The sequence below is a fragment of the Mesorhizobium sp. BAC0120 genome, assembly GCF_033542235.1.
Classification (GTDB): domain Bacteria; phylum Pseudomonadota; class Alphaproteobacteria; order Rhizobiales; family Rhizobiaceae; genus JAWRCU01.
Map to the genome: position 1 here is coordinate 103,401 of NZ_JAWRCU010000010.1, position 13,667 is coordinate 117,067.

Below are 13,667 nucleotides of genomic sequence, written 5' to 3' on the forward strand. Positions count from 1 at the left end.
TGCCGACCAAAAATCTGCCGAAGCTAGCAATGTATATCGGCGGCGAATGGGTAGCTCCCGCCTCGGGCCAATACCTGGAAACGATAGACCCCTTCACAGCCAGGCCCTGGGCCTTGGTGCCGCGGGGCAACGCTGAAGACGCCGATCGGGCCGTCCGCGCCGCGCACAAAGCCTTCGCCGATGGCCCATGGCGCACGATGCACCCGAGCCTGCGTGGTCGCATCATTCAGCGCTTTGCGGAGCTGATCGAGGAAAACGCCGATGCGCTTGCGGAGATAGAGGTGCGCGACAACGGCCGCCTGCTGGCCGAGATGCGGCACCAGATCCGCTACATTCCGCGGTGGTATCACTACTATGCCGGCCTTGCGGACAAGATCGAGGGCGCGGTTCATCCCTGCGACAAGAAGGCGTTGAGTTTCTCGAGGCACGAACCACTTGGTGTCTGCATCGGCATCGTACCTTGGAACGCGCCGCTATTCCTGTTCTCGCTCAAGGCGGCGCCGGCGCTCGCAGCAGGCTGCACGCTCGTGATGAAGCCGGCCGAATATACCTCGGCAACCGCGCTCAAGCTGATGGAACTGGTCGAAACAGCTGGCTTTCCGCCCGGCGTCATAAACGTCGTTACCGGCTACGGGCCTGAAGTCGGTGAGCCCCTGGTAACGCACCCTCTTACGCGGCACGTGGGTTTCACTGGGTCTACCCGCACGGGCGCGCACCTCTACTCGCTGGCTGCGAAGGACATCAAGCGCGTCAGCCTGGAACTGGGCGGCAAGTCCCCCAACATCGTTTTCGACGATGCCAATCTGGACAACGCGGTTCGGGGCGTGGTCGGCGGGATTTTCGGTGCGGTGGGTCAGACCTGCATCGCCGGCTCGCGACTGCTTGTGCACCGAAAAGTGCAGGACCAGTTCATCGACAAGCTCACGGCTTTCACGAAGACCGCCCGCATCGGCGACCCCAAACATGCCGATACGCGCATCGGCCCCATCGCCAACTCCATGCAGTACGAGAAGGTGCTGGGTTACATCGATATCGCCGTCCAGGAAGGAGCCGACCTGATTCTCGGAGGCAAGCGCCCTGACATCGCTGAATGCCAAGCGGGATACTTCGTGGAGCCAACGATCTTTGCAGGCGTCAACAACAACATGCGTATCGCCCGCGAGGAAGTGTTCGGACCTGTGCTCGCCACCATCGCCTTTGATGACCCTGAAGAAGCCATTGCGATCGCGAATGACAGCGAGTTCGGCTTGGCTGCGGGCGTTTGGACTGCGGATATGCGTCGCGCAATCCTGATGTCCGAGCGTCTGGAAGCCGGCAGTGTGTGGGTCAACACCTATCGGGACGTCTCATACACCACACCCTTCGGCGGATACAAAAAGAGCGGCATCGGTCGCGAGAACGGCATCGAGGGTATTCGCGAGTTCTTGCAGACCAAAGCCGTCTGGCTCTCGACCGCGGAAGAGATCGCCAATCCCTTCGTCATCGGCTGATCGGCGAGGGGTCCGACAATCGCACGGGGGTCGGACGAATGAAGAAGGGCCCGGATGTAAGCCGGCAGCCGGGCCATATCAACAATGGGAGACTTGGAAATGCAAACGAGCAATAGACCTTGGCTCGGTAGAATCGCAGCCAAAATCGCAATAGCTGTTCCGGGAGTGATGCTGGCAAGTGGCGCTGTCCATGCGCAGAGCGCGGCTGACCTCCTGCCCAAGAAGTATCGCGACGCCGGCGTCATCAACCTGGTCACGGATGCCAAATATCCCCCGTTCCAATACATCGACGAATCCGGGAAGATGGTCGGCTTTGAGGTCGATCTTTGGAATGCGATCGCCGAGCGGCTGAAAGTGAAGATGGAAGTGACGTCGGTGGCCTTCGATTCGATGATCCCGGGAGTTCAGTCCGGCCGGTGGGACATCTCGATGGAAGGCATTACCGACAATGCAGAACGTCAGGCGGTCGTAAGTTTCGTCGATTACGGATACACGACGTCATCGGCCTACGTGCTTGAGTCAAAAGGCGCGGAGATCAACGATCATCTGGGATTGTGCGGCCTGAAGGGCGCAGCACAGAGTGGTACCGAATGGGTCGGAATGATCACGGCGGAGTTGGCTGCCGCCTGCAGCGAGTCGGGGAAGCCCGCGCCTACCGTTGCTGAATTTGGAACTTCGGACGCAACGCTTCTTTCCGTCTATTCCGGGCGCACCGACTTCGTGCTCACCTCCGCAGCATCGGCTCAGGAAATCAAAAAGTCGGCGCCACACCCGGTAAAGGTCGTGCCGATGCCCATCCTGCCGCGCAAGCCGAGCGGAATTGCTTTCCGTAAGAATGAAGGAGACCTGGGCAAGGCCCTGTTGGCCGCGCTCAAAGAGATCCGCGCGGATGGTGCGTACGACAAGATCTATTCCGCTTGGAGCGTCGAGCCCATGAAGATGGAGCACGAGCCCGGAATCAACCTTGAGACCGTGCCGACGAAATAGTGCCCACGGGCCGACGAGAATACCGTCGGCCCTTACTCTTGCACAACCTCTCGAGCGACCATGTCCATAGCCACGCATTGTGATCAGCCGTCCGCCGGCTCTCATCAGCCGGAACAACCGATGCTGATCTACGTCCCCGCCCGCTCCTGGGGAACCCGTGCGGCTGCAGTCCTGCTGTCGTTGGTGGTCGTCTATTTTCTGTTTTCGATCGCGGGCAACGCGAACTTCGGCTGGTCCGTGGTCGGCGAATATCTGTTCGACGCCCGCATTCTGTCCGGACTCTATCTCACCGTCTGGCTGACAATCGTCACCATGGTCATCGGCGTCGTGCTGGGGACGGTTTTCGCGGTCATGGCGATGTCCACAAACGTCGTGATCTCGACCGTAGCCAACGCCTATATCTGGTTTTTCCGCGGCACTCCGGTGCTCGTCCAGCTGATCTTCTGGTACAATCTGGGAGCCCTGTTTCCTGAACTCTCCATCGGTATCCCCTTTACCTCTTGGGGTGTGTCGGCGCCCACCAACAGTCTCATTTCGCCTGTCACTGCAGCCGTGCTGGGGCTGGGCCTGAATGAGGGTGCGTATATGTCCGAGATCATCCGTAGCGGCCTGCTTTCGGTCGACCCCGGCCAGCGCCAGGCCGCGACTTCGCTCGGCATGACAGCGAGAAAGGCGCTTTGGCGCATCGTGCTACCGCAGGCCATGCCGGTGATCATTCCCCCAACCGGCAATCAGACGATCGGCATGCTGAAAACGTCATCCCTGGTCAGCGTGATCTCGCTCGCGGACCTGCTTTACTCGGCACAGACGATCTATTCCCGCAACTTCCAGACGATCCCGCTGCTGATTGTCGCCTGCATCTGGTACTTGCTGGCAACGACCGCCCTCAGTTGGCTGCAAAGCCGCATCGAACGGCACTTCGCTCGTTCGCGGAGCCAGCCGACATGATGCATTCTCCCCCGGAAAACAGGCAAGCCATGCGTGCTCCAATGGTCGTGTTCGACCGGGTATCCAAGAGTTTCGGCAATCTGCCTGTCCTGCGCGACATCAATCTCACCGTGTCTGCAGGCGAGGTCATTAGCCTGATCGGACCTTCCGGGTCCGGCAAATCGACCCTCTTGCGATGCGTGAATCACTTAGAACGCATCGAAAGTGGCAGCATAACGGTCGATGGGGAGTTGATCGGCTACAAGCGGGTCGGCAATCACGCCTACGAGCTGCCGGAGAAGCTGATCGCGAGGCAACGCGCCCGCATCGGCATGGTCTTCCAAAGCTTCAACCTGTTCGGTCATAAGACGGCGCTTGAAAATGTAATGGAAGCACCGGTTCATGTGCTGCGAATTCCGCGCCGGGAGGCCGAAGAGCGGGCGGTTCAACTGCTCACCCGGGTCGGTCTGGCCGACAGGATGCATAACTACCCCCGCCAGCTTTCGGGTGGGCAGCAGCAGCGTGTGGCCATAGCCCGCGCGCTGGCCATGAGGCCGAAACTCATCCTTTTCGACGAACCGACCAGCGCCCTCGATCCAGAACTGGTCGGCGAAGTGCTCGACGTTATGCGCGGTCTAGCCTCTGACGGCATGACGATGATGGTCGTCACACACGAGATGTCGTTCGCGCGTGAAGTTTGTCACCGCATAGCGTTCGTCGAGGCGGGCAGGATTGTCGAATGCGGCAAGCCTGCCGAGGTTCTCGACAATCCGGCTTTCGAACGGACCCGGGCGTTTCTCTCCAGAGTGCAATGATACGGCACTCTGATGGGAGCGAAATCCACACGCGATTGGGACGTGATCGTCATAGGTGGGGGCATCGTCGGATGCTCGGCGGCATATTACGCCGCCCAGAGTGGAATGCGCGTTCTGATGATGGAGCGTGACGCGCCGGGATCCGCCCAATCCGGTCGCAACCTCGGTTTTGTACGTCAGCAGAACCGGGATTTTCGGGAACTCCCGTTGATGATGGGCGCCTTGCGCATTTGGGAAAGGATCGAGGCAGACCTGGGGCGCCGCGTCGGCTGGCAACAAGGCGGCAACCTGTCGCTGGCGTTTTCCGAGGCGGATCTTGTTTCACGGAGTGACTGGCAGCGGCGCGCTGTCGAAGAGTTTGGCCTCGACACGCGCATGCTGTCGTCACGGGAAACGCATGCCTTGATACCGCCGCTGGCGACCGATTGCGGGATCGTCGGGGCCATGTACACGCCGACTGACGGGAAAGCCGAGCCCGCACGAGCGACCCGCGCGTTCTTCGATGCCGCACTCGACGCCGGAGTGGCCTTCAGCTTCGGCGAACCCGTGACGCATATCGACGTCAGCGGCGGGCAAGTCTCCGGCGTTCAAATCGGTGATCGGCTCTATCGGGCAGACACGGTGATTGCTGCCGCCGGCGCCGGAAGCGCCGCACTTTTGCGATCGATCGGATTGAACCTGCCGCAGGAGGTCATACGAGCAACAGTCGCGCGAACGTTCCCCAGGTGCGACCTGAGGATGCCGGCCTGCGTGTCGGGCCAGCAGACCGGAATCCGCCAGGATCTGAATGGGGCTTTCGTGATATCCGTGGCGGGAGGCGAGTATGATCTGCGCCTGGATTCTTGGCGTCACATGCGGCAGTACAAGGCCGCTCGAAAGTCCGATCCCGATGCGGCGCGCATAGATTATCTCGCGCCGTTGAAGCGGCTGCTGCCGCGCAGGCCGACCGCACCGCTCGCCGATTTTCCGCCCAGCCGCGACATTGCGCATCCCGAGCCCTTTCGGGTGGAGCAGGCGCGGCGCGAATTTGCCCATCTCTTTCCAGCTCTGGCCGATCTGGAGGTCGAGACGTCGTGGGCAGGGATCATTGACGTCATGCCGGATGTCGTTCCGGTGTTGGGAGCCATCGACCGCATATCGGGCCTGCTCGTTGCAACCGGGTTCAGCGGACACGGTTTTGGCCCGGGCCCAATGGCCGGAAAGGTCCTTTCCGATTTGGCTGGAGGACGACGGTCACCAGTTGACATCTCGAGCCTGTCGCCAATGCGCTTCGAGAAGAAGCGGATCGCCTTGTGAGGCAGTTCAACTCGAATATCTGATAGGTTAATTCAGGAGCTTGGCTTCCGCTCACGGAGGCCCGTCATCAGGCGCAGACCCGACTTGGTACAATGCCAGTCGGAATGTCTGCTTCCAGGCGAAAGGCAAAGTTGACTCAGTGACCGAGATGCGGCGCGAAGCAGCCATCCGCTATGTGCAAGACATAGGTCGGCTTTGGGTCATGGCCGTGAATCGGGGAAGCTCTTCTTTGGCTCATACCCGGCCGGCATTCGGCCGCCTCTCGCCTCGGCGAGTTCATAGAGACGGTCACGCTGGGGCGATGAAGGCCGAGCCGAAATAGCGGCCATCGTCGGGCGATGCCATGCCGGCATAGGATGGCTTGCCTCGCTCGCGCTCAATACCTGCGCCGACGAGTTTTCACATGCAGCAATGACGATCAGACCACTGCACGCTCGGGCCGCTATCATCTGCAGCGGCAATGGCCCACCAGGGATTTGAGAAGTTGGGCTTTGCTGCCCCCTAGCACCGAGAGCATAATTGCCATCGAAGGATCCGGGGGCACTCGGATGAACATCGACTTCTTTCCCAATCTTGCCGGCCCGGTCAGGTGGCCGCCGGGATATGGCCGCGTCGCCGACATAGCGAAGAGGGTCCGTGACTTCGGAATTGAAGGCTATCCGCCGGCCACCCAGAGGCGCCTGCGGCAGGTCAATGTCCTCAACGCCTTTGTCCTCGCGTCCTATCTGGTCTTTGCTGCATTCTATGCTTTGTTCGACTGGTCCGCCCTGAAGCTGCTCGCATTTGCGCTCCTGGTGAATGTGCCGCTCCTTCTTGTGCCGCCTTTCCTGCATCGCTACAGCGAAATCGCAGCGATCACCTGGATAGCGGTCCAGAACGCCTTAGCCTTCGTTGTCTTTGGCTTGATCGTGGGCTCAGCCGCGGGCATGCAGTTCTGGTTGCTCGCCGCCGGCGTTCTGATCGTATTCTACGGGACGGACCGCCTTCCGATGGCCGTGGCCATGATCTGTCTCCTGGTCGGCACGTTCCTGTTCGTCGAGTTCGAACTGCCGCGTTTCAGCGAGTGGTCGCCAATCACACCGGCCGTCGCCGGGGTGATCAAGACAATCGCTGTCATCGGCAGCGCCACGATCAGCACCGGCTTCGTGTACCTTGCAATGTACATGGCGAGACAAGCGGAGGCGGCGCTGGAAACCGAATACGCCCGTTCGGAAGCGCTGCTGAGCAGCATCATGCCTGACAAGATAGCAGCGCGACTCAAGCGTGAGCCGCAATCGATCATCGCCGACAAGTATGACCAGGTGACACTTCTCTTTGCAGACGTCGTGAATTTCACGCCCAAGGCGAGCCTTCTGACGCCGGAGGAACTGGTTGCTTTTCTCAACCGGATCTTCTCGTCCTTTGATGCCCTGGCCGAGCAGCATGGCCTGGAGAAGATCAAGACGATCGGCGACGCCTATATGGTTGCTGGCGGCTTGCCGGAAGCTCAGCCCGAGCAAGTGGCGACGGCTGCGAACATGGCGCTCGACATGCTGGAGACGGTGCGCGACTTGAGTGATGAGATCGGTGAAGAGGTGTCCGTGCGGATTGGCATTCACACCGGGCCCGCTGTCGCCGGCGTGCTCGGCAAGCGCAAGCTGTTCTATGACGTCTGGGGGGATACGGTAAACACGGCGGCCCGCATGGAAGCCTTCGGATCGCCGGGTCGCATCCAGGTGACGGAAGCCGTCTACATGCTGCTCGATGGAGCGTATGCGTTCGAGCAGCGAGGTGTGATTGACATCAAGGGCAAAGGCCCGATGGCGGTCTATTACCTTCTTCGAGCGCACGGCGACGCGTAATCGCCTTTTTCTCCCTCGGCAGGCGGGTGCCAAGTCCTGCGCGCTCTTGCTGCCCGAACCGCGACCCAGAGGCGATCCACCGCCGGTTGCAGGGCAGAACCACCGCACGGGCCGAGGTCACCCGTGATAGTCTGGTCGCCGATTTGGAAGAGGCGTCCTGCATCGCTTTGGCCTGAGATCCTCCGCAAAGGCGCGCCGCTCTCGCCGCAAGCATGGGCATCGCCAAACTGACTGGCTTGCTGATCAAAAGGCGGCAGGTCGAGGTGGCGCACGAGACGGGCCTCAGCGGCCAAATGATCGAACTGAGCGAAGAGGAGTGGCTGGCGCAGCTGGGGCTCAAAAACCTATCAACCAACTGACCGCAGTAGCGATTTTCGTCTTCGCGCCGCGAGAGATGACGCTGCCCCCTTATCGCCCATTGAGTTCAGCGGACAGGACACATTTGCTGACTGGGCAAAATGCACGGTCAGATGTCGGTACGCTCGCACGAATGGCAGCCTCGCCACTCCCGCAATAGCGGCGATTGCTCACAGATCGATTGTGGAGCATGGCGCCGGTGCGGGGTGATCGATAACGCGGGATCGTGGCACCTTAGGACTGGATGGTCGCATGTACCTTGCTGCAACTCATGTTGCCGATGTCATAGCACGAGATTGCAGAGGCTTGTTCCGCTGTGCGCACAAGTGAGACAGCAATCCCCGTCCTTTTGATAGTTCCTCGCCTCTATCCAAGTTCTCTATGTGCTGCCACCAGATACCACGAGGCGACGCCATTACGAACAGGCTGCAAGCTCAGCATGAGCCATGCCGTGGCACGCCCTCGTTAGACACATTGACAATTGCAAGGCTGAAAGCCGGTCATTCCTTCGCCTTCCGGTACAGATCCCCGTGGCCCCTGTTCAACAGCCGCAAGGACTTGGTTGCGCCAACTCCGGACATCGCCTTGGACGCAGCGAACGTCGCAATCCGACCCATTTCACACATTCCAACAGGCTCTCTAGGTTCCCGAAAGCCGCCGCTTCAACCCCGGCGTGTCGGGCAGCTGGTCTTGCTCTGATCCATCGCAGCGCGCGTAAGCCAGCCAGCCCGCCCGAGCAGGTTTCCTCTGGCGCGCCGTTCCGTCTGCTATCGACATGGGGGCAGCCCCAGCCCGGCATAGTGGATGCGATTCCGCTGGCGGCACCGCCCTGCCCAGCAAGCTAAGAACCGCTGGCGGGTCTAAGGCGGGCGATCAATCGTTTTCAGCAAAGTCCGTCAATTTCCAGTCGGCTCCATCCTTGCCAAAGACGTAGATAAGCGAACCGCAGAAAGCGGAATACGTTACATTACCCTCGTTGGTGTCTTTGACCGGCTTCCCCTTGGCAAGACACTTCCGCTGCGCCTTTGTGAAAGCACCCTCCCAGATCACTGGGAAGTCATCTGCTTGCAGTTCGTCATTGTAATAGATTGGATATTTGATCATCTGCGATACGGCTTTTTGGTCGCTCTTGCCGACGGCCGCCTTGAATTGAGTCCAGAACGCTGCGAAACCGTCATCGCTCTTCGCCGCCAGCGCCGATCCCGCCGACATAAACAGACTAGCCACAAGCAGTCCCTTGCCGATCACCGAACCGATCGAATTCATGTTCGCCCCCTTCATAGAATAATCAGTGTTGTCTGTCGTTTCGAAGTTAGCCGAGCTTACGAGCATGCTCAATCAGTTTGGACCGCCTGTGGCCGGCACGGTAGAAATCCGGGAGCGGCCGACTAGTCAAAGTTTGGCAAACGATGTCTGGCGGACACGGATTTCGAACGGTTCTGATTTTGCGCTTATCTCGCTGATGGCAGGCTCACTGGCGCGTTGGCTGCGACGATCGGATCGTAACCAACTCTGGCTAAACCGCGCTGCAGGCCTCGTGTTCGTTGGCCTCGCGGTGCAACTTGCCACGGCGCACCGCTAGGAACTATTTCCAAGCATGTGTCTGTGACCTCACTCAGGCGAGAGCCCTGTTAGGTGAGGAGTGGACTAGTACCTCTGGTGTGACCACCGACCGCTTTACTAGTCTCGCGCCTATAACGCGCCAGTCCGCTTCCCACCCCAGGTCAGCCGTTCCCCAAATAGCATGGAAGGGCAACTTCGGGTCAGTTCACGACCTTTGCTTGAGCTGCAGGTAAGGTGGTCTAGGGTCAACTTGCACGGTAGGATGCTCGGAACACCGCCTCGCGCTGACTCCGGAACTGGTGTTTCAGCCCCGATATCAAACGTCAGATTTTCACCGGTACCCCCCGCGCTCAGCCCGCACGACAATCTGGGTCGCGAGAGCACTCCTCCTACACCGACCACGCGCCCCCGCTTTGCGTGACGCGCACGCGCTCAGATCATGTTAGAATAGTCTAATAAGCCTCATCCGCGTGAGGACCTGTGCCATGTTCACAGCGAGCGAATACGCCAGGAACGCGACTGCTGCGCTACATCATGTCCTGCACATCCCGCAGGAAGAATTCGATGACGCTGCCACTGCCGCCATCATCGAGCAGGCAATAAAAGGCGCCCAGCGCGAGCACGACGGCCGAATGCGCCGGCAGATGAACGAGGCGCAGGCGGCCGCCCTGCAGCGTCTGGCGAGGCTGTTGAGCTCTTCGCCGGCTGTGATCTACAGCTTCAAGGCGACCGGCGATTTCGCGCCCACCTTCGTAAGCGAGAACATCAGGGCCATATTCGGCTACGCGCCGGAGGAATATCTCCAAGACCCGTCATTCTGGCGCGACCGCGTCCACCCGGAGGACTTCGCGCGCGTCGACGAGGCGATCTCCAAGTTCTTCCAGAACGGAATACACTCGGTCGAGTACCGCTTCCGGCGCAAGGACGGCTCGTATTGCTGGGTGAACGACGAGCAGCAGCTGATCAAGAGAAAGGACGGCAAGCCGCTGGAGATCGTCGGATCGTGGAGCGACATCAGCGCGCGTAAGGCGGCGGAGCAGGAGAAGGCGGCCGCGCATGCACGCATGTCCAAGCTGCTGATCAGCTCTCCGGCCGTGATCTACAGCTATCGCGCGAAGGGCGACTTCGCGCCGACCTTTGTCAGCGAGAACATCCGGGACTGGCTGGGCTACGAGCCGGAAGAATATCTCGAGGATGCGGATTTCTGGCGCCGTTGCGTGCATCCCGATGACCTCGCTGGAGTAGAGGCCGAGTCCGTCCAGCTCTACAAGAAGGGCCGGCACACGGCCGAGTACCGGTTCTTGAGGAAGGACGGCACCTGGTGCTGGGTTAATGACGAGCAGCACCTTGTTCGCGACGCGAATGGCGAGCCCGCCGAGGTGGTCGGCTCGTGGAGCGACATTGCCGGCCGCAAGCGTGCGGAAGAAGCTGCCGTCGCTGCACAGGATCGGCTCGAATATCTGCTCGCCAACTCCCCAGCAGTGATCTACGCCTTCAGAGCGACGGATGACTACGGGCCGACATTCATCAGCCGCAACGTGCAGGACTTGCTCGGCTACGAGCCCGAGGAATATCTCGCGAGCCCAGATTTCTGGCGCAGCCATGTGCACCCTGAGGATCTGCCGCGCGTTGAGAAGGATCTTGGCCGGTTGTTCGAGACCGGCCGTCTCGCCAACGAGTATCGGTTCCTGAAGAAGGACGGCAGCTATTGCTGGATCAGCGACGATCTGCACCTGCAGCGCAACGCCGCGGGTGACCCAATCGAGGTGGTGGGCGCCTGGAACGACATCACGGCCCGCAAGCAAATTGGCGAAGCCCTGGTCGCTGCGCAGGACCGCCTTGTTCGTGTGCTGTCCGCAGCGCCAGCGGTGATCTACAGCTACAAGGCAACTGGCGACTATGCGCCGATCATCATCAGCGAGAACGTCAAGGCCCTGCTCGGATACGAGCCCCGCGAGTATCTGGAGAACGCCGATTTCTGGCGCGAGCGCGTGCACCCTGATGACTTCGCCACAGTGGAGGCCGAGTCCATCAAGCTATACAGGAACGGGCGTCACAGCATCGAGTATCGGTTCCTGAAGAAGGACGGGACCTGGTGCTGTGTGAACGACGAGCAGCAACTGATCCGTGACAAGGATGGCCAGCCGCTCGAGATCGTCGGCTCATGGAGTGACGTGACCGCGCGGAAGCAGGCGGAGAATGCTCTGCGGCAGAGCGAGCAGCGCCTGACGGACGCGATCGAGTCGATCACGGAGGGGTTTTCGCTGTACGATGCCGAGGACCGGCTGATCGTTTGCAACAAAACTTATGGCGCGCTGCTCTATCCCGGGCGCGGCCTGCCGGCCGCAGGCACACCTTTTGAGACCCTCATCCGCAACGCTGCGGAACAGGGTCTGGTTCAAGACGCGAAGGGACGGGTCGAGGAATGGATAGCTAAGCGACTGGCCAAGCATCGGCAGCCGGCCGGGCGGCATGTGCAGCAGCGGGGCGACGGCACTTGGGTTCAAGTCAATGAGAGGAAGACCACCGAGGGCGGAACCGTCGCTGTCTACACGAATATCACGGAGATTAAGCAGGCCGAGGAGAATACCCGCAAGGCTAAACGCAAGGCTGAGCGGGCGAATGAGCTGGTCACGGAGAAGAACAAAGCGCTGGAGACTTTGTCGAACAAGCTCTCGAAATATCTGTCGCCGCAGGTCTTTTCGTCGATATTCTCGGGCTCGAAAGAGGTGAAGATCGCCTCGCATCGCAAGAAGCTCACCGTCTTCTTCTCCGACATCGCCGATTTCACGGCGACGACGGACGATCTGGAATCCGAGGAGCTGACCAGTCTGCTCAACCACTACCTGACGGAAATGTCGAAGATCGCGCTGGAGCACGGCGCCACGATCGACAAATACATCGGCGATGCAATCCTGGCATTCTTTGGTGACCCGGAAACAAGGGGTGTGAAGCAGGATGCCATGGCCTGCGTCACGATGGCCGTCGCGATGCAGCGGCGCATGCGGGACTTGCAGGCCGAATGGCGCGACCGCGGGTTGCAGAAGCCGTTTCAGCTCAGAATCGGCATCAACACCGGCTATTGCACGGTGGGTAATTTCGGCAGTGAGGATCGCATGGAGTACACGATCATCGGCGGCGAGGTGAACCTGGCCTCGCGCCTGCAGTCACATGCCGAGCTCGGCGGCATTCTGCTCAGCCACTCGACCTGGTCCCTGGTGAAGGACATGGTCGTGGCGGAAGAGCAGGTGCCCATCCATGCCAAGGGTATCGCCAAACCGGTCCGCAACTACAAGGTGATCGACCAGATCGAGGACCTGATCGTAGAGGGCAGCGCCATCCGCGAGGAACAGGCCGGCCTGAGGGTTCTCGTCGACCTGAGGAAGACCGACAAAGCGAGCGCAGTCAGGACGCTGGAGAGCATCATTTCGCGACTGAAGACCTGATACCAAGCGTCAGATTTTCGCCGTTAGAGCGGCTGACGCCGATAAATCAGGGCGGCCGCTCGATCTGGTTGTTTTTGCCGCGTTTATGTGCCTGCAAGTGACTACCCCGCCCGCTTCGCCCGCGTGACGATCTGCGTCGGATTGACGAAGCGGAGCGCGATCAGGAGCCAGACCAGCGTCGTGATCATGTAGATCACCGCCATCGCATCAATCGACTGGCCGGCGCGAACGCCCGCCGCGAAGACGGCGTAGTAGAGCGCGACGACGAGCGTCTGGCTGGTCGGTCCGGCGGTGAGGAAGGTGAGCTCGAACATCGCGATGGTGCGCACCAGCACCAGGAGCAGCGCGGCGAGCACGCCGGGGACGAGCAGCGGCACCAGCACATGGACGAACAGCCGGAAGGTGTTGGCGCCGAACACGCGCGCCGCATGCTCGATGCGCGGATCGATCTGCTCGACGAAAGGGATCATCACCAGGATGACGAAGGGCACGGTCGGCACGAGATTGGCGAGGATCACGCCCCACATCGTCCCGCCGAAAGGCGTCGAGTAAAGCACGGTCGCGAGCGGGATGCCGTACGTCATGGGCGGCACCAGGATGGGCAGCAGGAAGAGCAGCATGACCAGGCGCTTGCCCGGAAAGTCGCGGCGCGCCAGCGCGTAGGCCGCCGGAACGCCGATCAGGCCTGAGACGATGACCACCGCACCGACGATCTCGAACGTCGCTATCAGCACATAGCCGAGCTGGAATTCGCTCCAGGCGCTGCCGTACCAGCGGGTCGTCAGGCCCACCGGCAGCCAGGTGCCCAGCCAGCGCGTGGCGAAGGAATTGACGACCACCGTAGCGATCAGGGCAAGCACGTTGAGGATGAAGAAGCCGACCAGCACCCAGACCGCCGTGGCCCAGAGCCGTTCGCCGACCGTATGTTGAGCCTTCGCCGCCATA

The 13,667-nt window shown here is 60.6% G+C and carries 10 protein-coding genes; 8 read left to right on the forward strand and 2 right to left on the reverse strand.

What is annotated here, in order from left to right; translation table 11 throughout:
• Positions 1-29: 29 nt before the first annotated feature.
• The 7 genes from SAZ10_RS21575 (at position 30) to SAZ10_RS21605 (ending at position 7,715) form a co-directional block, all read left to right on the forward strand.
• A complete protein-coding gene (locus SAZ10_RS21575; RefSeq protein WP_318611565.1) occupies positions 30-1,490 on the forward strand; it encodes an aldehyde dehydrogenase in 1,461 nt (486 codons plus the stop codon).
• A 99-nt stretch (positions 1,491-1,589) separates the two neighbouring features.
• The gene (locus SAZ10_RS21580) at positions 1,590-2,477 is read left to right on the forward strand and encodes an ABC transporter substrate-binding protein (protein WP_318611427.1); all 888 of its coding nucleotides are present in this window, start codon (positions 1,590-1,592) and stop codon (positions 2,475-2,477) included.
• Between the two features lie 120 nt (positions 2,478-2,597).
• Positions 2,598-3,425, forward strand: a complete 828-nt coding sequence (locus SAZ10_RS21585) for an amino acid ABC transporter permease (protein WP_318611428.1) — start codon at positions 2,598-2,600, stop codon at positions 3,423-3,425.
• A 29-nt stretch (positions 3,426-3,454) separates the two neighbouring features.
• Positions 3,455-4,219 (forward strand): amino acid ABC transporter ATP-binding protein, encoded by a 765-nt coding sequence (locus tag SAZ10_RS21590; RefSeq protein ID WP_412535275.1) that lies wholly within the window; start codon positions 3,455-3,457, stop codon positions 4,217-4,219.
• Positions 4,220-4,231: 12 nt separating this feature from the next.
• Entirely contained in the window at positions 4,232-5,515 is a 1,284-nt protein-coding gene (locus SAZ10_RS21595) for an FAD-binding oxidoreductase (protein WP_318611430.1), read from the forward strand.
• Positions 5,516-6,063: 548 nt separating this feature from the next.
• A complete protein-coding gene (locus SAZ10_RS21600) occupies positions 6,064-7,356 on the forward strand; it encodes an adenylate/guanylate cyclase domain-containing protein (RefSeq protein WP_318611431.1) in 1,293 nt (430 codons plus the stop codon).
• A 212-nt stretch (positions 7,357-7,568) separates the two neighbouring features.
• Entirely contained in the window at positions 7,569-7,715 is a 147-nt protein-coding gene (locus tag SAZ10_RS21605) for a hypothetical protein (RefSeq protein WP_318611432.1), read from the forward strand.
• 871 nt (positions 7,716-8,586) lie between these two features.
• Here SAZ10_RS21605 and SAZ10_RS21610 read toward each other — a convergent pair.
• The gene (locus SAZ10_RS21610) at positions 8,587-8,979 is read right to left on the reverse strand and encodes a hypothetical protein (RefSeq protein WP_318611433.1); all 393 of its coding nucleotides are present in this window, start codon (positions 8,977-8,979) and stop codon (positions 8,587-8,589) included.
• A 782-nt stretch (positions 8,980-9,761) separates the two neighbouring features.
• Here SAZ10_RS21610 and SAZ10_RS33645 point away from each other — a divergent pair.
• Entirely contained in the window at positions 9,762-12,722 is a 2,961-nt protein-coding gene (locus tag SAZ10_RS33645; RefSeq protein WP_412535265.1) for a PAS domain-containing protein, read from the forward strand.
• Between the two features lie 101 nt (positions 12,723-12,823).
• Here the strand turns inward: SAZ10_RS33645 and SAZ10_RS21625 are convergent, their stop codons facing one another.
• On the reverse strand, positions 12,824-13,666 hold the full coding sequence (locus SAZ10_RS21625) for an ABC transporter permease (RefSeq protein WP_318611434.1): 843 nt from the start codon (positions 13,664-13,666) through the stop codon (positions 12,824-12,826).
• Position 13,667: the final 1 nt, after the last annotated feature.